General features: G+C 64.4%; 24 protein-coding genes and 1 pseudogene. 13 read left to right on the top strand and 12 right to left on the bottom strand.

The annotated features are described in order from the left end of the window. Positions 1 to 321 precede the first annotated feature (321 nt). The 4 genes from GBJ34_RS06955 to GBJ34_RS06940 all read left to right on the top strand — a co-directional run bounded on the left by GBJ34_RS06955 (position 322) and on the right by GBJ34_RS06940 (position 4,137). Positions 322 to 1,902: a VWA domain-containing protein gene (locus GBJ34_RS06955; RefSeq protein WP_192931131.1), complete on the top strand. Its 1,581-nt coding sequence runs from the start codon at positions 322 to 324 to the stop codon at positions 1,900 to 1,902. Next, a complete protein-coding gene (locus GBJ34_RS06950; protein ID WP_151718546.1) occupies positions 1,899 to 2,447 on the top strand; it encodes a TadE/TadG family type IV pilus assembly protein in 549 nt (182 codons plus the stop codon). Before GBJ34_RS06955 ends, GBJ34_RS06950 begins: the two co-directional genes overlap by 4 nt. A 12-nt stretch (positions 2,448 to 2,459) precedes the next feature. Further along, positions 2,460 to 3,044, top strand: coding sequence for a TadE/TadG family type IV pilus assembly protein (locus GBJ34_RS06945; RefSeq protein WP_151718545.1), 585 nt, complete (start codon positions 2,460 to 2,462; stop codon positions 3,042 to 3,044). A gap of 172 nt (positions 3,045 to 3,216) precedes the next feature. Next, the gene (locus GBJ34_RS06940) at positions 3,217 to 4,137 is read left to right on the top strand and encodes a pirin family protein (RefSeq protein WP_151718544.1); all 921 of its coding nucleotides are present in this window, start codon (positions 3,217 to 3,219) and stop codon (positions 4,135 to 4,137) included. A gap of 38 nt (positions 4,138 to 4,175) precedes the next feature. Here GBJ34_RS06940 and GBJ34_RS06935 read toward each other — a convergent pair whose 3' ends face one another. Then, entirely contained in the window at positions 4,176 to 4,769 is a 594-nt protein-coding gene (locus tag GBJ34_RS06935) for a TetR/AcrR family transcriptional regulator (RefSeq protein ID WP_151718543.1), read from the bottom strand. A gap of 237 nt (positions 4,770 to 5,006) precedes the next feature. Here GBJ34_RS06935 and GBJ34_RS06930 point away from each other — a divergent pair, with 237 nt between their 5' ends. From GBJ34_RS06930 to GBJ34_RS06905, 6 genes are all read left to right on the top strand, one after another. After that, positions 5,007 to 5,285 carry a hypothetical protein gene (locus tag GBJ34_RS06930; protein ID WP_151718542.1) on the top strand — a complete coding sequence of 93 codons (279 nt, stop codon included), beginning with the start codon at positions 5,007 to 5,009 and terminating at the stop codon, positions 5,283 to 5,285. 113 nt (positions 5,286 to 5,398) lie between these two features. Further along, entirely contained in the window at positions 5,399 to 6,694 is a 1,296-nt protein-coding gene (locus tag GBJ34_RS06925; RefSeq protein ID WP_151718541.1) for a homoserine dehydrogenase, read from the top strand. Between the two features lie 376 nt (positions 6,695 to 7,070). Next, entirely contained in the window at positions 7,071 to 8,036 is a 966-nt protein-coding gene (gene glpX / locus GBJ34_RS06920) for a class II fructose-bisphosphatase (RefSeq protein ID WP_151718540.1), read from the top strand. 153 nt (positions 8,037 to 8,189) lie between these two features. Then, positions 8,190 to 9,644 (top strand): DUF4153 domain-containing protein, encoded by a 1,455-nt coding sequence (locus GBJ34_RS06915; protein ID WP_226341088.1) that lies wholly within the window; start codon positions 8,190 to 8,192, stop codon positions 9,642 to 9,644. Continuing rightward, positions 9,641 to 10,312 (top strand): response regulator transcription factor, encoded by a 672-nt coding sequence (locus GBJ34_RS06910; protein ID WP_151718538.1) that lies wholly within the window; start codon positions 9,641 to 9,643, stop codon positions 10,310 to 10,312. Before GBJ34_RS06915 ends, GBJ34_RS06910 begins: the two co-directional genes overlap by 4 nt. Continuing rightward, complete coding sequence (locus tag GBJ34_RS06905) at positions 10,312 to 11,265, top strand: sensor histidine kinase (RefSeq protein ID WP_151718537.1); 954 nt, start codon at positions 10,312 to 10,314, stop codon at positions 11,263 to 11,265. Before GBJ34_RS06910 ends, GBJ34_RS06905 begins: the two co-directional genes overlap by 1 nt. Positions 11,266 to 11,275: 10 nt before the next feature. Here GBJ34_RS06905 and GBJ34_RS06900 read toward each other — a convergent pair whose 3' ends face one another. From GBJ34_RS06900 to GBJ34_RS06885, 4 genes are all read right to left on the bottom strand, one after another. After that, complete coding sequence (locus GBJ34_RS06900) at positions 11,276 to 11,722, bottom strand: PaaI family thioesterase (RefSeq protein ID WP_151718536.1); 447 nt, start codon at positions 11,720 to 11,722, stop codon at positions 11,276 to 11,278. A 70-nt stretch (positions 11,723 to 11,792) separates the two neighbouring features. Beyond that, a complete protein-coding gene (locus tag GBJ34_RS06895) occupies positions 11,793 to 12,434 on the bottom strand; it encodes a GcrA family cell cycle regulator (protein ID WP_151718535.1) in 642 nt (213 codons plus the stop codon). A gap of 161 nt (positions 12,435 to 12,595) precedes the next feature. Then, entirely contained in the window at positions 12,596 to 12,859 is a 264-nt protein-coding gene (locus GBJ34_RS06890) for a DUF167 domain-containing protein (RefSeq protein WP_151718534.1), read from the bottom strand. Positions 12,860 to 12,863: 4 nt separating this feature from the next. Next, the gene (locus tag GBJ34_RS06885; protein WP_151718533.1) at positions 12,864 to 13,331 is read right to left on the bottom strand and encodes a lytic transglycosylase domain-containing protein; all 468 of its coding nucleotides are present in this window, start codon (positions 13,329 to 13,331) and stop codon (positions 12,864 to 12,866) included. 183 nt (positions 13,332 to 13,514) lie between these two features. On the opposite strand from GBJ34_RS06885, the pseudogene GBJ34_RS06880 reads away from it, so the two are divergent. Then, positions 13,515 to 14,093, top strand: a pseudogene (locus GBJ34_RS06880) (nitroreductase family protein). A gap of 25 nt (positions 14,094 to 14,118) precedes the next feature. Then, the gene (locus tag GBJ34_RS06875; RefSeq protein ID WP_151718687.1) at positions 14,119 to 14,853 is read left to right on the top strand and encodes an EI24 domain-containing protein; all 735 of its coding nucleotides are present in this window, start codon (positions 14,119 to 14,121) and stop codon (positions 14,851 to 14,853) included. A 19-nt stretch (positions 14,854 to 14,872) separates the two neighbouring features. Here the strand turns inward: GBJ34_RS06875 and GBJ34_RS06870 are convergent, their stop codons facing one another. Both GBJ34_RS06870 and mce read right to left on the bottom strand, forming a co-directional pair. Further along, complete coding sequence (locus GBJ34_RS06870; protein WP_151718532.1) at positions 14,873 to 15,166, bottom strand: DUF1467 family protein; 294 nt, start codon at positions 15,164 to 15,166, stop codon at positions 14,873 to 14,875. 1 nt (position 15,167) lies between these two features. After that, positions 15,168 to 15,572, bottom strand: a complete 405-nt coding sequence (gene mce, locus GBJ34_RS06865) for a methylmalonyl-CoA epimerase (RefSeq protein ID WP_151718531.1) — start codon at positions 15,570 to 15,572, stop codon at positions 15,168 to 15,170. 231 nt (positions 15,573 to 15,803) lie between these two features. Here mce and GBJ34_RS06860 point away from each other — a divergent pair, with 231 nt between their 5' ends. After that, complete coding sequence (locus GBJ34_RS06860) at positions 15,804 to 16,577, top strand: response regulator (protein WP_151718530.1); 774 nt, start codon at positions 15,804 to 15,806, stop codon at positions 16,575 to 16,577. Positions 16,578 to 16,620: 43 nt separating this feature from the next. On the opposite strand, the gene GBJ34_RS06855 is transcribed toward GBJ34_RS06860, so the two are convergent. The 5 genes from GBJ34_RS06855 to GBJ34_RS06835 form a co-directional block, all read right to left on the bottom strand. Further along, a complete protein-coding gene (locus tag GBJ34_RS06855; RefSeq protein WP_151718529.1) occupies positions 16,621 to 16,977 on the bottom strand; it encodes an MliC family protein in 357 nt (118 codons plus the stop codon). After that, positions 16,974 to 17,681, bottom strand: a complete 708-nt coding sequence (locus tag GBJ34_RS06850; protein ID WP_151718528.1) for a GNAT family N-acetyltransferase — start codon at positions 17,679 to 17,681, stop codon at positions 16,974 to 16,976. Before GBJ34_RS06850 ends, GBJ34_RS06855 begins: the two co-directional genes overlap by 4 nt. Before the next feature lie 62 nt (positions 17,682 to 17,743). Further along, the gene (locus tag GBJ34_RS06845; protein WP_151718527.1) at positions 17,744 to 19,018 is read right to left on the bottom strand and encodes a DUF1501 domain-containing protein; all 1,275 of its coding nucleotides are present in this window, start codon (positions 19,016 to 19,018) and stop codon (positions 17,744 to 17,746) included. A gap of 12 nt (positions 19,019 to 19,030) precedes the next feature. After that, a complete protein-coding gene (locus GBJ34_RS06840; protein ID WP_151718526.1) occupies positions 19,031 to 20,416 on the bottom strand; it encodes a DUF1800 domain-containing protein in 1,386 nt (461 codons plus the stop codon). Positions 20,417 to 20,522: 106 nt separating this feature from the next. Continuing rightward, the gene (locus tag GBJ34_RS06835) at positions 20,523 to 21,032 is read right to left on the bottom strand and encodes a DUF1993 family protein (protein WP_192931130.1); all 510 of its coding nucleotides are present in this window, start codon (positions 21,030 to 21,032) and stop codon (positions 20,523 to 20,525) included. Positions 21,033 to 21,049 lie beyond the last annotated feature (17 nt).

Genomic DNA, 21,049 nt, shown 5'->3' with positions numbered 1-21,049 from the left:
CCACCGCCGGGATGGATCAAGTTTTCACCGGCCATTCACCGATTCGCCCCGGCCGGTGAATTGCGGCACAGATCCAACTTCCGACACGGATCCTAACATACGGTTAATGCTTGTTGTTTCAGGCCCGCGCACAATGGCACCCGCCAGCCGCGCGCTGTTGCAGGCCATGTCGGATTTCGCCCCCGAACACCGCGCCGCCGCCACATTTCTGCCCCAAGTGCGAAGCTTGATGACCAGTGGACAGCACGCATTCCGCCGTTTCGACACGGTGTGCGTGGGACATACGAGTGATCGGTCCGGGAAAGGGCTTTGGAAATGGACATGGATGTGAAGAAGGGGCTGCGTGCAGTCGGATCATTGCGCAACAGGGTGACGGCATTCGGCAAAGGGGAAGATGGCTCCATCTACCCGATGACGGTGTCGATGCTCTTTCTGATGCTGGCCATCGGCGGCATGGGCGTCGATGTGATGCGACACGAAGAAAAACGCGTGAGCTTGCAGCAGACCCTCGACAACAGCGTCCTGGCCGCAGCCAGCCTGAAGCAGCAGCTTGATCCCAAGCTGGTGGTGGAGGATTACTTCGCCAAGGCCGGCATGTCGCAATATCTGCAGGGCGTCGATGTCAGCCAGGGCCTGAACTTTCGCACGGTTCAGGCCAATGTCGATGCCGATTCCAATCCCTATTTCCTGAACATGCTCGGCATTGACGAGTTCCGCATCCTGGCCAACAGCACCGCGGAAGAGCGGATTTCCAATGTCGAGATCTCGCTTGTGCTTGATATCTCGGGTTCGATGGGCGGATCGCGGATCAACAACCTGCGCCCGGCCGCGCGGAATTTCGTCGATACCATCCTGACCAATTCCGAACCCGGCAAGGCGTCGATCTCGATCGTGCCCTATTCGGCGCAGGTCAATCTTGGTCCAGATCTTATGGAACAGTTCAATGTGACAAGGATCCCGACCCAAGACCGCACTTCCTGCGTGGAGTTGCCCGACGACGTATTCGGCTCGATATCGCTCTCAACAACGCGGGCTTTCCAACATAACGCCAATTTCGATCCTTTCGGCACTACCACCAGCCTGACATCGAACACGAACTGCACTTGGTTCAAAACATGGAATACTGACACGCTTCTTGCGTCAAACTATGTGATGCCGATCAGCTCTTCGGCAGCCGAACTGAAAGCTAAAATCAATGGTCTTGTCGTGGACGGCAACACCTCAATCGACCTCGGCGTGAAGTGGGGGGCGCTGCTTCTTGATCCCAATGCCCGTCCGGTGATCGCCGGGATGATCGCAAAAGGCAAGGTCGCGCCGCAATTCGCACCTCGGCCGCTGGCATTCAATCCGCAAGAAACCATCAAGGTGCTTGTCGTGATGACCGATGGCGAGAACACGACCGAGTACAAGCTTCTGGACCCCTATCGCACCGGCAAATCCCATGTCTGGCGTAATAACTCCGGGCAGACGGCTGCCTATTTTGATCGGGCGAACACCAACGCTGATTACTTCTTCCCGGACAGTGCGACTTGGAAAACCGCACCGCCATCGGGGTCGTCCCAACAAACGTGGGTTCAGCTGTTCGAGCTGTATTCGGTCAAGAACGTCGCATATACCTTCTATCAGCGTCCAATGGGCACAAGCTACACGACCAAGGTCAACGAAATGATGACTTCGGTCTACTCGACCAAAAACGCCCGTCTCCAACAGGTTTGCACCGCAGCCAAGAATGCGGGCGTCGTGATCTATGGCATTGCGTTCGAGGCCCCCACCAACGGCAAGACCCAGATCCGTGGCTGCGCCAGTTCTGACGCGCATTACTATGATGCGCAGGGGCTGGAAATCAGCACCGTGTTCCAGTCGATCGCCAACCAGATCAGTGACTTGAGGCTGACGCAATGATCCAGCTCCGCTCCAGGCTGCGCGCCGGTCTGGTCCGCTGGGCGCGCGAGGAAGACGGCTACATGGCGGTAAGCTTCGCCCTCATGCTGCCGATCTATCTGACGCTGTTCATGATGTCGTTCGAAATCGGGATGTTCTCGGTGCGCCAGACCATTCTGGATCGCGCGCTCGACATCACCGCGCGGGCGGTCCGGCTGGGCGAGATGCCGAACCCGAACCACGCGGCGATCAAGCAGATGATCTGTGACAACGCGCCATCGCTGACCGATTGCAACGCCACACTCAACCTTGCGATTGAACGGGTTTCGACCACGACCTGGCAGATGCCGACCTCGACGCTGGAATGCGTGGACAGGTCGCGTCCGATCAACCCGGTGGGTGCGGTGGATTCCAATCCGCAAGCGCGCCAGGTTTTGATGGTTCTGCGTGTCTGTATCAGTGCCCATACCATTTTCCCCGGCACGGGGATCGGCGCGGCACTCATGAAGGATGGAATGGGCGACTATTACATGACCGCCTCCTCCGCCTTCCTGAACGAACCGTGAGGTGACGCCGTGATGTTCACATCCATGACTTCAGCCCTGCGGCACCGTCTGTTTGGCTATCTGCGTGACGAATCCGGCAATGCGGTGTTCGAATCCGTGTTCATGCTGCCGCTGACCATTTGGGCGGCGCTGTCGATGGTCACCTTCTGGGATGGCTATTCGACAATGAACCGGCTGCAGAAGGCGACCTATACCACCGCCGATATCCTGTCGCGCTGGCAGGGGGCAAGCCTGACCGCGACCGATGCCAATGGCCTGCAGGACATGATGCAGTATCTGGTCAACGACAATGACCAGGAGCCGCGGGTGCGCCTGACCAGCATCACCTATTCTGCGGTGCGAAAACGCTATGAGGTGAACTGGTCCTGCTCGCTGGATCGCATCCCGCTGCCGCAACTGACCACCACCAGCTTGCAGCTGCTCAGCGCGCGCTTGCCGCAAGCGGTGGATGGGGCCAGTCAGTTGATCATCGAAACCGAGCTGGATTACAAGGTCTTCAACAACGGGAAAATCGTGCCGATGACATTTGGTGAATTCGTGGTGGTGCGGCCGCGCTATCAGGCCCCGGCCTTCACCAACCCCGCGGCGTGCAACTGATCCCATAGATCCGCAGCTTTTGATCGCCCCGCAGCCCTCTGGGCGCGGGGCGATCTGCTTTTCGGCAAAGCGGCAGAGATGCGCACAGTCAACCTGCGCGCCTGCGCATTGTCGCGCAGCCGATGCGGGCCTAACTCTGCCTCATCCCACCCCATTGGCAGAGGAGGCCAGCATGTCCGTCACCGCAACCCGTCCGGTTCTGTCCGAAAGCCGCGCCCGCCCCACGATGGAGGGCGCAGGCGTGCATCTGCACCGCGCATTCGGTTTCACCGCACCCGAAACCTTCGACCCATTCCTGATGTTCGATGATTTCCGCAATGATGATCCCCGCGCCTATGCGGCGGGCTTTCCCTGGCATCCCCATCGCGGCATCGAGACCATCACCTATGTGCTTGCCGGCACCGTCGAACACGGCGACAGCCTTGGCAATCGCGGCAGCCTTTCAGGCGGCGATGTGCAATGGATGACCGCCGGGTCGGGCATTCTGCATCAGGAAATGCCGCAAGGCGATGCCGATGGGCGGATGCACGGGTTTCAGCTTTGGGCCAACCTGCCCTCGGCGCTGAAGATGACCGCGCCGCGCTATCAGGATGTGAAAGCCGCCGATATCCCGGTGGTCACCGATGATGACGGCACCAGTGTGAAGGTCATCACCGGCAGCTTCTGGGGCAAGCGCGGCCCGGTCGACGGCATCGCCGCCGATCCGCAATATCTGGATATCTCGGTGCCGCCGGGCCATCGCCGCAGCTTCAAGGTCGATACCTATCGCCGGGCCTTCGCCTATATCTTCGCAGGCTCCGGCACCTTCCGCGATGCCAGCCGCCCGCAAGGCGTGCTGGTCGAGAAAGAGCTGCGCGGCGAAGAGGTGAATATCCTCGATCTGTCGGGCAACCGCACCCTGGTCCATTTCGGCACCGGCGATGAGGTGACGGTGCAAGCCGGGCCCGAGGGCATCCGCTTCCTGCTGATCTCCGGCGCGCCCATTCAGGAGCCGGTCGCCTGGCACGGCCCGATCGTGATGAACACCGACGCCGAAATCCGGCAAGCCATGCAGGATCTGCGCAACGGCACCTTCATCAAACCCGCGCATTGAGCGCATATCCCCGGGGCCGGTTATCTGGCCCTGGGGCATCACACCGCAGCCCCCACAGATTTCAGCGCCATATCGGCATAGATGGCCTCGACATCGCTGCGCGACAGCCGCCCGCCCTCACGATACCAGTTGGTCACCCCGGTCAGCATGGCAATCAGCGCCAGCGTGGCCAGTTTCGGGTCAGGCAGGCTGAACAGGCCTGCGGACTTCCCTGCTTGCAGGATCGCCTCCAGCGCATCCTCATAGCGCCGTCGCAGCGCCTCCACGGTGGCGAAATGCGCAGGCTCCAGATTGCGCAACTCCATATAGGCCACGAAAACCGCATCGGGCCGGGTGATGTGATAGCCGACATGGAAGCGCGCAAACTGTGCCAGACGCGCGACGGGATCGGGTAACGCCGGCAGCGCCGCCAAAGCCTCCAACAGATCCTCCAGATGGCTGCGCATCATATCGGCCAGCAGGCTCTGCTTGTCGGGGGTGTAAAGATAGAGCGCCCCGGCCTGCACACCCACCTCAGCCGCGATCTGCCGCATCGAGACCGCAGCATAGCCATGCCGCGCAAACAGCCGCTCCGCCGCGGCGCGGATGCGCGGGCCGGTGATTTCGGAATGGGAACCAGTTTTGCGTGCCATGACCGCACAATTAACTGAACATAGGTTCAATTCAAGCGCCCGCCGCAGATGCCGGCCTTGGCATTCGCGGCGGATACAGCCTCAGCCCCCACCGCAGGCGGCCTTTGGCACCTGCTGCCGATGCAGCCCCGCTTGCCGCCCTGCCCGCCCTCCGCTAATGTCGCCCGCGTGATCGCCTTCGGCACCGCTTCCAGAAAAAACCTCCTGACACGTTTCCAGACAAGGCCCCCGGCACCGATGCAGCGTCTTCTTCTTCCGCTTTGCCTCGCTCTGGCAGCCTGTTCCGAAATGCCCGAGCTGAAGGCACCGCCGCCGCCCGCAGGCCCCGCGCCTGTGATCCTGCCGTTGACGGATCTGGTGGCCGCGATGCCTGCCCCTGGTGCGGTCATTCCCACCGATCCATCCAATCTCAGCGCCCGCGCCGCCGCCCTGCGCGCCCGTGCCGCCGGCTTGCGGGCGCAGGGTTTCAGCAGCCCCGCATTGCCGGCCACGCCCGCCACCGATCCAACCCCCTGATCGCGCCAGCGCGGGTGCCCCTATCGCGGCCATGCCTCGTTGCGCCGCCGCGCCGAACGGGCTAACACACCGGCAAGATACGGAATACGGGCAAGTCAAAAACGGAGCAAATCATGGTTCAGCCCCTGCGCCTCGGGCTCGCCGGTCTCGGGACCGTCGGCATCGGTGTGGTCAAGATCGTCCAGCGTCATGCGGACCTGATCACTGCGCGCACGGGTCGGCCCGTGACCATTACCGCCGTCTCGGCCCGCGACCCGAAAAAGAACCGCGATGCCGATCTGTCTGCCTATGCCTGGGAAACCGATCCTGTGGCGCTGGCAAAACGTGACGATGTCGATGTCTTTATCGAGGTGATGGGCGGCCATGAGGGCCCGGCAAAAGCCGCAACCGAGGCCGCGATTGCGGCAGGCAAGGACGTGGTCACCGCCAACAAGGCATTGCTGGCCCATCATGGGCAGGCCCTTGCAGAAGCCGCTGAAGCTGCGGGCCGGGTGATCCGCTTCGAGGCCGCCGTGGCCGGTGGCATTCCGGTCATCAAGGCGCTGACCGAAGGCCTTGCGGGCAACCAGATCCGCCGCGTCATGGGCGTGATGAACGGCACCTGCAACTATATCCTGACCCGGATGCAGAATGCGGGCCTGCCCTATGAGGTGGTGTTCGAGGAAGCAAGGCAGCTGGGCTATCTGGAGGCCGACCCGAACCTTGATGTCGGAGGGATCGATGCGGGCCACAAGCTGAGCCTGCTGGCTTCCATCGCCTTCGGCACCAAAGTGGCCTTTGACCATGTGGAGCTTGAGGGCATCGGCAATGTCTCGATCGAGGATATCAACCTCGCCGATGACATGGGCTATCACATCAAACTTCTGGGCGTGGCGCAGATTTCGGGCCGTGGGCTGGAACAGCGCATGACGCCTTGCCTCGTTCCGGCCGACAGCCCCTTCGGCCAGCTGCAGGGCGGCACCAATATGGTGATGCTGGAAGGCGACAGCGTCGGCCAGATCGTGCTGCGTGGCCCCGGTGCGGGCGAAGGCCCGACCGCAAGCGCCGTCATGGCCGATGTGCTGGATATCGCGCGCGGCTTGCGCCTGCCGACCTTCGGCCGTCCGGCCACCACGCTGGCCCCCGCCGTGCCTGCGAAATCGGCAACGCCCGCGCCCTATTACCTGCGGATGACGCTGCTGGACAAGCCCGGCGCGCTGGCCAAGATCGCGACCTGCTTGGGTGAATCCGGCATTTCCATCGATCAGATGCGCCAGATCAACATGCCGGATGCGGAAGACGATGATGCGGTGGTGATCTTTGTCACCCATAAGGCGACCCCCGCCGATGTGGCCCATGCGCTGTCGCAATTTGCCGCAACCGGCGTGCTGGTCGGCCAACCCGTCGCGATCCGCATCGAAGAAATCTGAGCCGCGCGCGCCTGGCCAATACCAGTGCCACGGGGGGCTGTCTGCCCCCCACGCTTGCCCTGCGGGCAGCTCCCCCCGAGGATATTTCAGAACAGATGAAGGCGTGACGGCATTCTCACCTGTTTCCAAATATCCTCGGGGGTGAGCCGCAAAGCGGCGAGGGGGCGCGAGCGCCCCCTGCCTTCCGGCGTTCCCTCGTCGCAGCGAACCTCCGCCCCTGCGGATTTGCTTTGCCCCCGGAACAGGCAGCCCAGGAACACAGCCGCCGATTTCTTTCGTCAACCCACATCATTACCTGACCGTTAGCGAAACCAGCCTTGCCCGGTGGGTCCGCGCCCGCTAGGACGGGGCAACTGCCTGCTCCAGAGGGATACCCATGGCCGACGCCGCTCAATTCCAGGACCGTTTGCTTTCGCTGGGCCTTGCCCGCGTTTCCGAGGCCGCAGCTCTGGCTTCTGCCACGCTGATCGGGCGCGGCGATGAAAAGGCCGCCGATCAGGCCGCCGTCAACGCGATGCGCGACCAGCTCAATCTGCTCGATATCGCCGGAGTGGTGGTGATCGGCGAGGGCGAACGGGACGAGGCCCCGATGCTGTTCATCGGCGAAGAGGTCGGCACCGGCAAAGGCCCGGCCGTCGACATCGCGCTGGACCCGCTGGAGGGCACCACGCTGACCGCCAAGGACATGCCGAACGCGCTGACCGTGATCGCCATGGCACCGCGCGGCACGCTCCTGCACGCCCCCGACGTCTATATGGAAAAGCTGGCCATCGGTCCGGGCTACAAACCCGGCACAGTGACCATGACCATGTCGCCCTCGGAGCGCGTCTCGGCGCTTGCCGCCGCCAAGGGCGTCTCGACCGAGAATATCACGGTCTGTGTGCTGGAACGCCCGCGCCACGAGGAGCTGATTGCGGAGCTGCGTTCCACCGGCGCGTCGATCCGTCTGATCACCGATGGCGATGTGGCCGGTGTCATGCACTGCGCCGAACCCGAGGTGACCGGGATCGACATGTATATGGGGTCGGGCGGCGCACCCGAGGGGGTGCTGGCAGCTGCCGCGCTGAAATGCATGGGCGGTCAGTTCTTCGGCAAGCTGTTGTTCCGGAACGATGACGAGAAGGCCCGTGCCAAGAAGGCAGGGATCCAGAACTTCGACCGCGTCTATACCCGTGACGATCTGGTGCGCGGCGATGTGATCTTTGCCGCAACCGGCGTGACCGATGGCTCGCTGCTGGCAGGCATCAAGCGCGAGCCCGGCTGGGTCACCACCGAAACGCTGCTGATGCGGTCCAAAACCGGGTCGGTGCGGCGGATGACCTATCGTTCGCCCATGCGCTGACACCCGCAATCGCTTGGAAAGGCCCGCCATCCGGCGGGCCTTTTGCGTTTTCTGCGGGTCTGCACGAAATCTGCACAAGGGCTGCGGCCCGGTTGCGGGGGTGCGGCGGCATGGTTTGGGCAAAACCGATAGAGGACAGTGCCCGTGACCCAGATGATGACCTTGCAGGGTTTGCCCCGCGCGATTGCCCGTGATGCCTGGTGGCTGGATGAAGACCCAGAGCCCGCGGCGCAGGCCCGGCCCGCCACCCGCCATTTGCCGCGCCTGCTGGCGCTGCTGGCGGGGCTGGTGCTGATCGGGGATCTGCTGTTCTACGGCCACGCGCCGGGCCTGTCGCTTGCGATTTATGCCTTTGCCATCTTTGCCGCGACGCGTGTCCTTCATGCGCAGTCCCTGCGCCTGCATGGGTTGCGCGCGCCTTTGACGATGCTTGCCCTTATGTCCCTGCCGGTGATCGAGCACGCGCAGATGCTGTCCGTGCTGTTCCTTCTGGCCGGGCTGCTGCTGGCCTGCCTCTGGCCCAGCGATGGCACCCTGCCCGGTGCGGGCACCCTGTCGCGGGCGCTTGGCCTGATCGCCCATGTGCCGGTGGCATTGCCCATGGCGCTGCCTGGCCTCAGCCGCGACCTTGCGGCGGGCCGGACCCTGCCGCGCCCGCGCAGCCTGCTGGCCGGTTGGGCGCTGCCCATCGGCGGCTCACTGGTCCTGATGGCGCTGCTGCTGGAGGCCAACCCCATTCTGGCCGACTGGCTGCACCGTCTGGAACTGCCAAGCCCGAACCCGGCCCGCATCCTGCTTTGGGGGGGTCTTGCGCTTTGCCTCTGGCCGGTTCTCACGCCGCAGCCTGCCCTGCATCTGCCACAGATCGGCCAGTTGTCTCGCATCGGACAGGCGCAGTTCGGGCTGACGGCACAGGCCGTGCATCGCGCGCTGATCCTGTTCAACGCGCTGCTGGCGGTGCAAACCCTGATGGATGCGGCCTATCTCTGGGCAGGGGCCGCGCTGCCACCCGGCATGACCGCCGCGCAATACGCCCATCGCGGCGCCTATCCGCTGCTGGCGACCGCGCTGCTGGCCGGGGTCTTTGCGCTGACCGCCCGGCCCTTTCTGGCAGAACGCCGCAGTCTGAAGCCCTTGATGCTGCTATGGCTTGCGCAGAACGTGGCGCTGACCGTCTCGGCGCTGCTGCGGCTGGATCAGTATGTCGGCTTTTATGGCCTGACCTATCTGCGCCTTTACGCGGCGATCTGGATGGCGATGGTGGCGCTTGGCCTGACGCTGACGCTGTGGCAGATCCTGCGCGGGCGCAGCAATCTCTGGCTCATGACCCGCAGCGCGGCCCTTGGCCTGATCACGCTTTACCTCTGCTGCTTCGTGAATTTCGCAGGCATCATAGCACGCTGGAACCTCGCCCATCCCAATGTCGATCTCTACTACACCTGCAGCCTGGGCCCGATGGCCGCAGCCGAGATTGCCCGCCACCCCGAAGGCCAGGTCTGCGTGGGCGATGCACCGACCATCGAGGGCTGGCGCGATTGGGGGTTCCGCTCGTGGCGGGTCTCTCGTTACATCACCGATATTGCGGTTGAGGAGGTGGTGCGGCGATGAAGGTTCTGGTGGTCGATGACGATCCGCGCCTGCGTGAAGTGGTGACCATCGCGCTTGGCCGCGCAGGCTTTACCACGCTGACCGCATCTGACGGCCAATCGGCGCTGATGCACAATGCGCGCGAGGTGCCCGATCTGATCGTGCTCGATATCGGCCTGCCCGAGATGGACGGGCTGGAGGTCTGTCGCCGCATCCGCCATGTGTCCGAGGTGCCGATCCTGTTCCTGACCGCCCGCGACGATGAGGTGGACCGCATTCTGGGGCTGGAACTGGGGGCCGACGACTATGTGACCAAGCCGTTCTCGCCGCGTGAGCTGGTGGCGCGGGTGCGTGCCATCCTCAAGCGCAGCACAGGTGGCGGATCAGAGCGTCCGCTGCGCCATGGCCGCATCACGCTGGATCGCAGCCGCCACAGCTGTCGGGTGGATGACGCGGCGGTGGATCTGACTGCAACCGAAATGGGACTGTTGTCCGAACTGATGCGCGCACCCGAACGGGTCTTGACCCGGTCGCAATTGACCGACGCGCTTTGGGGCGTGGGAAGCCCGGTCTCTGACCGCACATTGGACAGCCATCTGCGCAACCTGCGCCGCAAGCTGGCCCTTGCCGGCGCATCCGAGGCGCTGCGCACCGTGCATGGTGTGGGCATCGGCATGGGTGCCACCTGATGCGCAAATGGCGCCCGCCCTTGTGGTTCGTGCTGGGCGGTGCGCTGGGCGGCACGCTGGCGCTATCGCTCGCGGGGCTGGTTGTGCTGCGCTATCTGGGGCCAGAGATCGGCTTTCGGCTCGCCGCGCTGTTGCTGGCCATGCTGATCGGGGCGCTGACGCTGCTTCTGCTCTGGCTGCTGGTGCGGCTTTTGCTGCGCCCGATCCGCGATCTGGCGCGCTTTGCCGCCGCAACCCGGCAGGGCAATACCCATCTGCCCGCGCATTTCGGCACCCGCGAATTGCATCAGATGGGCCAAAGCGTGATCGAGATGGCAGGCGTTCTGCGCAATCGCGAGGCCACGATCCGCAGCTTTACCGATCACGTCACACATGAGCTGAAGACCCCGGTCACCACGCTGATTGCCGCCAGCGAATTACTGGAAGATGGGGCATTGTCACCCGAGGATCTGGCGCTGGTTGCGCAGATGAAATCCGCCGCCCGTCAGATGGAGACACAGCTGAAAAGCCTGCGCGCCATGGCCGCTGCACGCGAGCCCGGTCACTTCGGGCAGACCTGTCTTGCGGATCTGCTGCCCGATCTGGTGAGCGATCACCCCGCGCTTGCCCTCCGGGCCGAGGGCGCGACGCAGCCCCTGCCCCTTGCAGCCACGGGGCTGCGGCTGGTGCTGGGGCATCTGCTGGGCAATGCGCAGGCCCATGGCGCGCGCCATGTCTGGCTGGTCGCGGCACCGGGACAACTGATTGTCTCGGATGATGGTCGCGGCATTTCGGATGGCAATCGCGCCCATGTGTTCGAGCCCTTTTTCACCACTACGCGCGACACGGGCGGCACCGGCATGGGCCTGTCCATCGTGGCCAGCCTGCTGGCGGCCCATGGTGCCGAGATCGCGGTGATCCCCCCGCCGGACGGGCGCACGGGTGCGGCATTCCGCCTGCGCTTTCCCGATTGACCCCGTAACCTCAGCCCTGCACCTTTTGCAGCACCATCTGCGTCTGGGTCACCAGCGCAATCAGCTTGCCGTCCTTGTTCAGCAGCTTGGTCTGCCACACTTGCGTCTTGCGGCCACGATGCAAGGGTTCGGTCACCGTATAGACCACCTCGCCCGGATCGATCGGGCGGAAGAAGTTGGTCTTGCTTTCCAAAGTGGTCGTGCCCTGCCCCGGATCCAGGTTCAGAAAGGTGGCGGTTCCGCCCAGATTATCGGCAAGCGCCATGATCGCGCCACCATGCAGATTGCCATTGCGATTTGTCAGCGCCTCGGTCACCCGCATCTCGGCCTCGACCCGATCCACCGCGGCCCGCGTGATGCGAAGCCCCAAGATGCGGGCGAAGGGCGGCTGTTCCGCTGCAATCGCGTCCAGGCGATCCTGTGCTGCGGCAGCGTCCGTGCTACGATCATCGGTCATGTGGGCTCCTGTCAGCAGAACGCCCGCTGAAAATCAGCGGGCGCCAAAGATGGGCAATCGAATCTTCGCCTCAGCGGCGGCGATCGCGCCGCGCACTCATCGGCTGGAAGGCGACACCAACATGCGCGTCGCAATAGGGCTTGCCGGGCTGCGAGGGCAGACCGCAGAACCAGAAATCTTCGGTTGCGGGATCGCCGATCGGCCATTTGCAGGTGCGCTCGGTCAATTCCATCAGGGTCAGCCGGCGCGCGCGCTTCTCGACTTCACGAGCCGAAGCCAGTGTCTCGGGGCTGATCTCATTGATCGAGGGTTGCGGCGGCAGCGGCTGACCAGCCGGCACAATGGCCTTGCGCAACGGGATCGGCGTCACATTGGACGGTGCCTGCGCGGGTTGCGCGGGGGCGGGGCGCTCGGCTGCGGTCTGGGCAGGTGCCACGCGCGGCTCTGCCGGGCGCGGGGTTGCAGGTTGCGCCGCCACCGGCTCTGCTGCAGGCTTTGCAGCCTCGGCCTTGGGCGCAGCGGCTTCGGCCACCCCCTCATCCTCATCCTTGCTGCCCGGGCCGCCCACGCGGTTCGACAGGCCCAGACGATGCACCTTGCCGATCACCGCATTGCGCGTGACCCCGCCAAGCTCCTTGGCGATCTGGCTGGCGCTCTGGCCCTCAGCCCACATTTTCTTGAGCGTCTCGACGCGCTCGTCGGTCCAGGACATGCTGCACTCCGGTTCGGAAGACCCATCCTCCGGCAGCCCGCCGGTTGGGTAGGCTGCATTTTACCCGCAGGCGCAGCAGATACAAGCGGCAGAAACCCGGCAATCCACGATTGCAGGCCGCAAATGCGGCAAAAGCGGCGGCAAAGGTGCCGCGATCACGGTCAATCCAGCCGGAACAGCTTGTCCCGTGACGTCGCCCCCCGGATCAGGGTCAGCCGCCCCTTCGCCACGCCAAGCGCCTCGGCCAGCAGATCCTGCACCGCGCGATTGGCGCGCCCGTCTTCAGGCACGGCGGTGACCTGCACCCGCAACATGCCGTTCTCTTCACTGATCTGGTTGCGCCCGGCACGCGGGATCACCCGCAGGGCAAATTCCGCGCCCGGCACCGCATATGCCGAAAGATCCGGCCCCTTTGGCCGCGCCAAGATCTTAGCCCCGCAGGCCGGTTTCCTTCAGAATACCCATGCGCTTGGCCTCATAGTAATACCCTTTGGAATACCACATCACCGCCCGATCCGGGTTGCCCCGCGCCACCATATGCGCACCGCGCAGGTATTTGACGCCGTATTTCAGATTGGTCTCGGCATCCAGCAGATCCGAGGGCGATCCGCGATGGCCCATCGTCTTGGCGGTCTGCGGCAGGATCTGCATCAGCCCGTAATAGGGCCCGTTGCGCGCCGCCGGATTATAGCTGCTTTCCCGCTTCACCACGCGATGCACCAGGGATTCAGGCACATCATATTCCCGTGCATATTTGGAGATCAGCCGGTTCACCTCGGCCGGGCCGCCGCCGGAGGCCGCCTCCGGGGCAGGTTTTGCCTTGCGGCGTCCACCGCCACAAGCCGCCAAACTCAGGGCAAGCGCCGAAAACAGGGCGGTCCGGCGTGTGATCTGCATTCCCTGATCCTCCGGGGTGACAATGGGAAAGTTGTGCAACATTCGGGTCTTCCCGCGTGATAGCGACTGCCCCGGCGCACGAAAAGCCCCGCCGGGCAAGCGCCGGTGGTTTTCTGCCCATCGGCGGCTTCCCCCTGCCCCTGCCCGCGCCTATGTTGCACCCGACAGAACAGGATGACCCCGATGCCGAACCCCAATGCCGCAGCCCTTGATTTCCTGCTGACCCGCCGCTCCGTCCCGGCCAAGGTCATGACCGGGCCTGTCCCGGATGCGGATCAACTGGCCCCGCTGCTGACGGCCGCGCTGCGCGTGCCCGATCACGGCAAGCTGGAGCCCTGGCGCCTGATCGTCGTCACCAAGCCCGCGATGGCGCGTCTGGCCGATCTGGCAGAAGCCCGCGCGATGGAACTGGGGGGCGATCCCGAAAAGATCGCCAAGGGGCGCGGGCAATTCGATCAGGGCAATCTGGCGGTTGTCGTCGTATCTTCGCCCAAGGATCATCCCAAGGTGCCACTGTCGGAGCAGACGGCATCGGCGGCCTGCGTCTGTCTGCAGCTGGTGAATGCGGCGCTTGCCGCCGGTTAGGGTGCCTGCTGGCTGACTGGCTGGGCCAGCCATGATGCAGTCTTTACCGAACGGGCCTTCGGCCTTGCCCCCGGCGAAAGCGTGGCGGGCATCGTCCATATCGGCACAGCCGCCAATGCGATGCCCGAACGCCCGCGCCCGGATGTGGCCAGCCTCACCAAGTGGATGACCGCATGATCGGGGACGACGGAATAAAATGCTGATCTTTCAGGATTTTCTCAAGGCACTCGGCCAGTTGGGCGATGCGCGCTTTCTGCGTGTCGTGGCGCTTGGCCTTGGCCTGTCGCTGGCGCTGCTGGTCGGGGTCTATGCAGGGATGCTGGCGGTCATCGAATGGCTGGTGCCCGCCTCGGTGGAAATCCCGTGGGTCGGGTCGGTCGGCGGTCTGGATACACTGGTGTCGATCGGTTCGCTGGCGCTGATGATCGGGCTGTCGGTCTTCCTGATGATCCCGGTGGCCGCGTTGTTCTCCGGCCTGTTTCTGGAGGATGTGGCCCAAGCGGTCGAGGATGTGCACTACCCTGGCCTGCCCGCCGTTACCCCGCTGAAACTGGCCGATACGCTGATCGACGCGCTGAACCTGTTCGGCTTGCTGGTTGCGGCCAACGCCCTGGCTCTGATCGTCTATATCTTCGCAGGCCCCTTCAGCCCATTGGTGTTCTGGGCGGTGAACGGGCTGCTGCTCGGGCGGGAATATTTCATGCTGGTCGCCATGCGCCGGCTGGGCCGCGAGGGCGCCAAGGCCCTGCGTGCGCGTCATGCCGGGCAGATCTGGCTGGCGGGCACGTTGATGGCGGCCCCGCTGTCGATCCCTCTGGTGAACCTGCTGATCCCGGTGCTGGGTGTTGCGACCTTCACCCATATGTTCCACCGGCTGAATGCAGCAGCGCAGATCCCTGCAAACGCCGCGCGGCCCGGAAATGCCCCGCGGCCCTGAGGGTCGCGGGACGACAGCCTCACTCCGTCTCCTGCTCCACCGGCGCGGGGCCAAGCGTGCCACGGAAATCCAGATCCCGCACGGTGACGATGCCGCTGGTGATGAACCAGACCATCCCGACCCAGAGCACGAAAGTCACCCCGGTGGTGATCAGGGCCTTCTTCTTCACATTCTCGCTGGAGGGTGCCGATTTCGGCGTGCCCGGCACCACCGCACCGCTGTCCTGCTGGCTTTGAAACCGGATCGGCAAGACAATGTAGAACACCATGAACCATGTCACGGCATAAACGATCAGTGCGGCGGTGATGGACATGTCAGACCTGCTCCAACTCGACAAGCGCGCCGTTGAAATCCTTGGGATGCAGGAACAGCACCGGCTTGCCATGCGCGCCGATCTTCGGCTCGCCCGTGCCCAGAACCCGTGCGCCCGCCGCTTTCAGACGGTCGCGCGCGACAAGGATATCCTCCACCTCATAGCAGATGTGATGGATGCCGCCTGCCGGGTTCTTTTCCAGAAATCCCGCGATGGGAGAGTTTTCCCCCAAGGGGTAAAGCAGTTCGATCTTGGTATTGGGCAGATCGATGAAGACCACCGTCACCCCGTGATCGGGTTCGTCCTGCGGCGCACGCACCGAGGCACCAAGCGTATCGCGATACTGCGCGACCGCAGCCTCCAGATCCGGCACGGCGATTGCCACATGGTTCAAACGTCCGATCATCCCTGCGCTCCCTCTTGGCTGGCCAATGGCGGGGCGGGCCATGCCCCGCAACTGTCCCCGCTTATGGGCGCGCACCCGAGCTTGCGCAAGACCGATGAAGGTCGGACGCCGCGACAGTTTCGCCCCTATGGCCTGGCCTCGCGCCCCTGCGCTGTTAACGCCGCATTAGCAGCTTTCTGCTTGGATCGTATCACGCGCCGACGGATCGGCACGCAATGACGACGGGGGCCGATGCCAGACCTGACGCCAGAACCACCCTTGCATCTGCCGGGGCCCGCCGCCCCCGGTCGGGTGCGTCCGGGCACGGTGATGCTGGGCGCGGCCGATTTGCCTCTGCAGGGCCTGACCCTGCTTGCGGTCGAGGATAGCCGCCTCGCCTCGGATGCGCTGCGCCTGATGTGCCAGCGTTCTGGGGCCAGATTGCGGCGGGCAGAATCGCTGGCAACCGCCCGGGCCCATCTGGGGTGCTACCGCCCCGATCTGGTGATGGTCGACCTGGGGCTGCCGGATGGCGATGGCTGCGCGCTGATCGCGGATTTACGACTGCGCCCGAACCACCCACCGATCCTTGCCCTGTCGGGCGATCCCGACGGGCAGACGGCCGCAATAGCAGCCGGTGCCAACGCATTTCAGGCCAAACCTGTGCCCGGGCTCGCCGGATTTCAGGCGTTGATCCTGCGCCTGTTGTCGCGCCCGCCTCAATTCGATCCGGCATCGGGGCCAGTATCCGATCCCGCCACCCTGCCCCTGCCTGATGAAATGGCACTGCGCGATGATCTGTCCTATGCCGCCTCGATGCTGCTTGGCCGCCGCGGCGGGGTGCATCTGCGCTATATCGCCGGGTTTCTGGCGGGCGTGGCGCAGGCCGCCAAGGATGAGGAATTGGCGCAAGCCGCCCAGAACGCGCTGCGGCAGGGGGACAATGGCCATGGCCCGCTTGCCGCGCTGCTCGACCAAAGGCTGGCGCAACCCCTGGGCCGCAGCCTCGCCCCGGACCGTCCATGATGACCGCCCAGCGTGACCATAAGGCCGGGTCCTTGCGCCACGCTCAATCCATCGGCAGACATTCCCCATAGATCAACGCTTCATCATCGCCCGTGCCATGCAACAACATGGCGCGATCGCCGCTGAGCCACCAGACATGACTGTCCCGCGGATCAGGGCTTTCATAGCGGAGATCGCGAGGATCATGCGCCGCTGCCTCCAAGGCGATCTGCTGTCCGTCAAAGCCCAGAACGACATAGCGCCTCAGCGCGGTATCGAAATAGGTCGCATAGACCGTCGCCGCGCCATCGCATTGATAGGTTTCGGGGTTGAACGTGATCTCCTGCGCAGGAACCGCCCGCGCAGGCAGGATAAGCGCCACAGTGAGCAAGGCCCGGCCAAGGCAATCAAGCCCCCTCATAGCGCGGGATCACTGGCTGCACGCACCAGCTGCGTCAGATCCGACAACCTTTCGCGCTGACGCCCGCCATCACTGAAATTCGCGGGGGCAAGCCAGGCGCGGAAGGCCTCATCCAAGCCCGGCCATTCGCTGTCGATCACCGAAAACCACGCTGTATCGCGGTTTTGCCCCTTCACGATCAGGTGCTGACGGAAGATGCCCTCGAAACTGAAACCCAGCCGCTGTGCAGCCCGGCGCGAGGGCAGATTGCGCGCGTCACATTTCCATTCAAACCGGCGATATCCCATGGCAAAGGCCCATTGCATCATCAGAAACATCGCCTCGGTCGCGGCGCGGGTCTTCTGCAATTCCGGCGCCAGGCAAATATGGCCAACTTCGATTACGCCATTGGCCTGATCGATGCGCAGGAAAGCGGCCACGCCCCCGACATGGCCGGTTTCCAGATCGCGGATCGCCACAAAGACCGGATCGCGGCTGGTTTCACGATCCTTCACCCAGCGGTGATAGGCCGCCGCCCCGGCAAAGGGGCCATAGGGCATGAAGGTCCAAAGACCATCCTCCCCCGCCACGGCGCGATAAAGATCAGCGGCATGGGCTTCGCCATCCAGCGGCTCCAGCCGCGTATAGCTGCCTTCCAGAACCACGCCCGACGGATGCGGGGCCGGGGCAAAATGCGCCAGGTCTCCCGTTGCCTCAACCACCATACCAGCCCCCGAACCCGTAGAATTTCCGGCAGGTTAGCAGCCCGATTGCAAAGCGCAACGCCTCACCGCAACAGGCGCGGATCGGGGCCCATCTCAAGGCCGGGGAACACCGCCCCCTCAAGCACCGTGCGGTCCAGCCCATACATCGACCGCATGATCCAGGCGGCCCAGGCCCGCACATCGGAGGTCGGCATCAGATCGCGCCGGTCATAAAGTGCAGTTTCCGACAGGCCGGGCCAATCGCCCAGCACCCGCCCGCCGCGCAACGCGCCGCCTGCCATGATCATCGCGCCCCCCGTGCCGTGATCTGTGCCTTGCGAGCCGTTTTCCGCCGCCGTGCGACCAAATTCGGTCATGCACAGCATCACCGTCTTGTCCCAGACCGGACCAAGATCCGTCCGCAGCTTCAGGATCATCCGCTCCAGCCCCGACAGGCTCTCGCCAAGCGCCCCGGCCTGACGGCGATGGGTGTCCCAACCAGACAGAGAAAAGGCCGCAATCCGTGTCTCGCCCTGCAGGCGCCCGGCAGCAAAGCTGGCCAGCGCATCGATATCGGCCAGCTTGCGCCCCGGCAAGCCGGAGGGGCGCGCCATCATGGGATCCTCCATCGGAGCATCCGGGTCCGCGGCCTCGAGCGCCGCGCGCGCGCGCGCCACATCTTCCAGACGCAAATCATCCGCCAGATCCATCGCCTCCATTGCCGCCTCATGGAACAGCGGATCGTCGTGATAGACCTGTTCCAGCAGGCTGCGGGCCTGCGGCGACAGTTTCAGCCGCTGGTCCGGCACCCAGGACCGCACCGGCGCGGCCCCCGCCAGCAGCGGCATCGCCTCACGCCCGATGGCATAAGCGGTTTCGGCCTGCATCCCCGGCACCACATGCAGCATCCGGTTCAGCCAGCCGTCGCGCACCTCGGGCTGTGGCACGTCAAGTCCGGTCCCCGCTTCCAGAATATCCTGCCCGTCGAAATGGCTGCGCTTGTTGCGATAGGGGGTGGAGGTGGCATGGACAAAGCCCAATTCCTCGGCGCCCCACAGCGGGGCGAGGCCGGCAAGCGACGGGTGCAGGGCAAAGAACCCGTCCAGCGGCAGACCCGGCCCGCCACTTTCGGCAAGCGTGGGCCGGCGCAGCATAAAATCGGGATCGCCCATCGGGCGCAATGCATCCAGGCCATCCATCGCACCGCGCAGGATGACAACGATCAGCCGATGATCCCCCATCGAGGGCGCAGCTTGCGCAAGCGTCACGGTGGTCAGCCAGGGGCTTGCCGCCGCCGAACAGCCTAGGATCGAGGCAGAGGCTGCGCGCAAAAAGTGACGACGGTTCAGATCGGCCATGACGCGCCCTTTTCAGCGACGGTTGAACTGCGGCGCGGCAAGGATCAGCCCCACCGCCTCGCGTTGCGATTCGGATCGCGCAACCAACCGCGACAGCGGCATCTCGCCCGCCCCTTCATCGGCCAGTGATCCAAGGCTTTGCGCCAGCATCACCTGCGGATCGGGCATGGCCCCGGCCTTGACCAATCGCCCCGGGGTCTCCATCGCCCAGCCGATGCGGGCGGCAAGGCCTTGCGGGGTGATCCAGCTTTCGGCGCTTTCGGGCCAGCCGTCAGGACCGCGCGGATTTTCCCAATCCTGCCCCATGACCATCAGCGGATCGCGGATCATCCGCAGGAAGGGCTTGCGCGCCATGCGCAGCACCTCGGCCCCGGTCACGCCCAGCGCCCGCAGGGACGACACCATGAAATCAAAGGGTTGCCGTGCTTTTTGCAGCGGCCCCTGCTGCACCGCAGGGTCAGCAAGCAGCACCTGCAACATCGGCATCATGGCGGTATCATTGGCCAGATAGGTCTTGGCCATGCGCGCAACCAGATCCGCGTCCGGCTGATCAGAGACGAAATGCACCACCAGCTTGCGCGCGAGATGCAAGGCCGTTTCGGGCCGATGCGCCAGATCCTCCATCACATGACGGATCGGCGCCAGCCCCTCGCCATCATAACTGCGCCCCAGCACGGTTTCCGGCCCCGGCTCCACCCAGCGTGGGTTGAAGGCGGTGCCGATGCCTGGCTCCACACTCAGCCCGGTCAGCAATTCGGCCAGCTGGCGCACATCCTCCTGACTATAGCCCGCGCCGACGCCAAGCGTGTGCAGTTCGATCATTTCGCGGGCAAGGTTCTCATTCAGACCCAGATTGCGTTTGCTGCCAACCGGCGAATTCGGCCCGATCGAGCTGGACTGGTCCAGCGCCAGCAACATCGCCGGATGGGTCTCCATCGCGATCAAGAGATCGGCAAAGCGTCCGGTCAGGCGGGGGCGGATCACATGATCGGCGCGACCCGACATCACCGCCTTATGATCGCGGGTGCGGGCAATGGTGGTGAAATGGTCGGCCCAGAACCGCACAAGCCGCTCGCGAAAGCCGTCCGGGCTATCGAGTCCGCGTGCCAGCGCCAGCCTCATGAACAGCTCGTCCTGCACCAGCACTTCCCGCAAGACCGAGGTGAAGATCTTTCGCTCGTCCGACCGGCGCCCGCTTTTGCGCGCCGCGCGCCGCGCCTCGGTGCAGCGCAGCAGCAGGGCCTGCACCTCGGCCTCGGTCGGACCAGGCCAGAGCGCCATTCCCTGATCGGGGCCGATCAGCCGGGCAAGGATTGCGTCCGGTTCGGCCGGAGATCCGGCAGGCAAGGGCAGTCCATAGCCAAAGCGGAAGGCAAGGATATCGGAGGGATCTGGCATATGCGGGCTTTCGGCTGATCTTGCACCCCAAGATAGGCTGTGCAGGGGTCGCCTGACAGCCCCCGGCAGGCGCAAGCCTCAAAAGCCCCGCAAATATCCGCCGACCTCAGAAGCGGAAGCCGTGCGGATAGTCATGCTGGCCGTCAAAATCGGCTTTGCCGATCTCCAGCCCCTCACGGCGCAGCACCGCAAAGGCCATGCTGGCATGGAACATGAAATTCGGCATCCCGAACAGATGCAGAAACTCCGACGTGCTTTGATCCAGCTCGGCAAAGCCCGCGCGATGGCGGATGCGCCGGGCCTCGGCCCCGTCAAAATCAGCGGGCTGCAATTCGGCCAGCGCCTGACGGGCCGCGGCAATCCGGCGGCCAAGACCGATCCGGTCCATATCCTGCGCAGGTTCGGGCGGTGCCGCGCGCCCGGCCAGCGGATAGGCCACCCGCAGGGCAAAGCCTGAGGCCGTTGCCACCTGCTGCGCCGCCGAGAACATGTCGGAGGCGAGCCGCGCCGCCAGCAGATGCTCGCGCCCGGCGGTGCGGTCCACCAGCGCCGCCAGTTGCGCCAGATAATGATCGAAAACCGGAACGGAGCCGGCATAAAGCGGATGATGCGCCATCATATCCTCAGGGCAAC

Source organism: Gemmobacter serpentinus (genome assembly GCF_008973825.1).
Lineage (GTDB): Bacteria > Pseudomonadota > Alphaproteobacteria > Rhodobacterales > Rhodobacteraceae > Gemmobacter > Gemmobacter serpentinus.
This window is presented reverse-complemented; position numbering and strand designations above follow the sequence as displayed.

Excerpts from the sequence above, each read along its gene's own strand:
- GBJ34_RS06870 (WP_151718532.1), bottom strand. The coding sequence starts at position 15,166 with ATGTCCATCACCGCCGCACTGATCGTTTATGCCGTGACATGGTTCATG.
- GBJ34_RS06930 (WP_151718542.1), top strand. The coding sequence starts at position 5,007 with ATGCAGCGTCTTCTTCTTCCGCTTTGCCTCGCTCTGGCAGCCTGTTCC.
- GBJ34_RS06905 (WP_151718537.1), top strand. The coding sequence starts at position 10,312 with ATGCGCAAATGGCGCCCGCCCTTGTGGTTCGTGCTGGGCGGTGCGCTG.
- GBJ34_RS06925 (WP_151718541.1), top strand. The coding sequence starts at position 5,399 with ATGGTTCAGCCCCTGCGCCTCGGGCTCGCCGGTCTCGGGACCGTCGGC.
- GBJ34_RS06860 (WP_151718530.1), top strand. The coding sequence starts at position 15,804 with ATGCCAGACCTGACGCCAGAACCACCCTTGCATCTGCCGGGGCCCGCC.
- GBJ34_RS06850 (WP_151718528.1), bottom strand. The coding sequence starts at position 17,681 with ATGGTGGTTGAGGCAACGGGAGACCTGGCGCATTTTGCCCCGGCCCCG.
- GBJ34_RS06935 (WP_151718543.1), bottom strand. The coding sequence starts at position 4,769 with ATGGCACGCAAAACTGGTTCCCATTCCGAAATCACCGGCCCGCGCATC.
- GBJ34_RS06910 (WP_151718538.1), top strand. The coding sequence starts at position 9,641 with ATGAAGGTTCTGGTGGTCGATGACGATCCGCGCCTGCGTGAAGTGGTG.
- GBJ34_RS06885 (WP_151718533.1), bottom strand. The coding sequence starts at position 13,331 with ATGCAGATCACACGCCGGACCGCCCTGTTTTCGGCGCTTGCCCTGAGT.
- glpX (WP_151718540.1), top strand. The coding sequence starts at position 7,071 with ATGGCCGACGCCGCTCAATTCCAGGACCGTTTGCTTTCGCTGGGCCTT.
- GBJ34_RS06900 (WP_151718536.1), bottom strand. The coding sequence starts at position 11,722 with ATGACCGATGATCGTAGCACGGACGCTGCCGCAGCACAGGATCGCCTG.
- GBJ34_RS06845 (WP_151718527.1), bottom strand. The coding sequence starts at position 19,018 with ATGGCCGATCTGAACCGTCGTCACTTTTTGCGCGCAGCCTCTGCCTCG.
- GBJ34_RS06835 (WP_192931130.1), bottom strand. The coding sequence starts at position 21,032 with ATGGCGCATCATCCGCTTTATGCCGGCTCCGTTCCGGTTTTCGATCAT.
- GBJ34_RS06940 (WP_151718544.1), top strand. The coding sequence starts at position 3,217 with ATGTCCGTCACCGCAACCCGTCCGGTTCTGTCCGAAAGCCGCGCCCGC.
- GBJ34_RS06840 (WP_151718526.1), bottom strand. The coding sequence starts at position 20,416 with ATGCCAGATCCCTCCGATATCCTTGCCTTCCGCTTTGGCTATGGACTG.
- GBJ34_RS06950 (WP_151718546.1), top strand. The coding sequence starts at position 1,899 with ATGATCCAGCTCCGCTCCAGGCTGCGCGCCGGTCTGGTCCGCTGGGCG.
- GBJ34_RS06895 (WP_151718535.1), bottom strand. The coding sequence starts at position 12,434 with ATGTCCTGGACCGACGAGCGCGTCGAGACGCTCAAGAAAATGTGGGCT.
- mce (WP_151718531.1), bottom strand. The coding sequence starts at position 15,572 with ATGATCGGACGTTTGAACCATGTGGCAATCGCCGTGCCGGATCTGGAG.
- GBJ34_RS06945 (WP_151718545.1), top strand. The coding sequence starts at position 2,460 with ATGTTCACATCCATGACTTCAGCCCTGCGGCACCGTCTGTTTGGCTAT.
- GBJ34_RS06855 (WP_151718529.1), bottom strand. The coding sequence starts at position 16,977 with ATGAGGGGGCTTGATTGCCTTGGCCGGGCCTTGCTCACTGTGGCGCTT.
- GBJ34_RS06955 (WP_192931131.1), top strand. The coding sequence starts at position 322 with ATGGATGTGAAGAAGGGGCTGCGTGCAGTCGGATCATTGCGCAACAGG.
- GBJ34_RS06915 (WP_226341088.1), top strand. The coding sequence starts at position 8,190 with ATGATGACCTTGCAGGGTTTGCCCCGCGCGATTGCCCGTGATGCCTGG.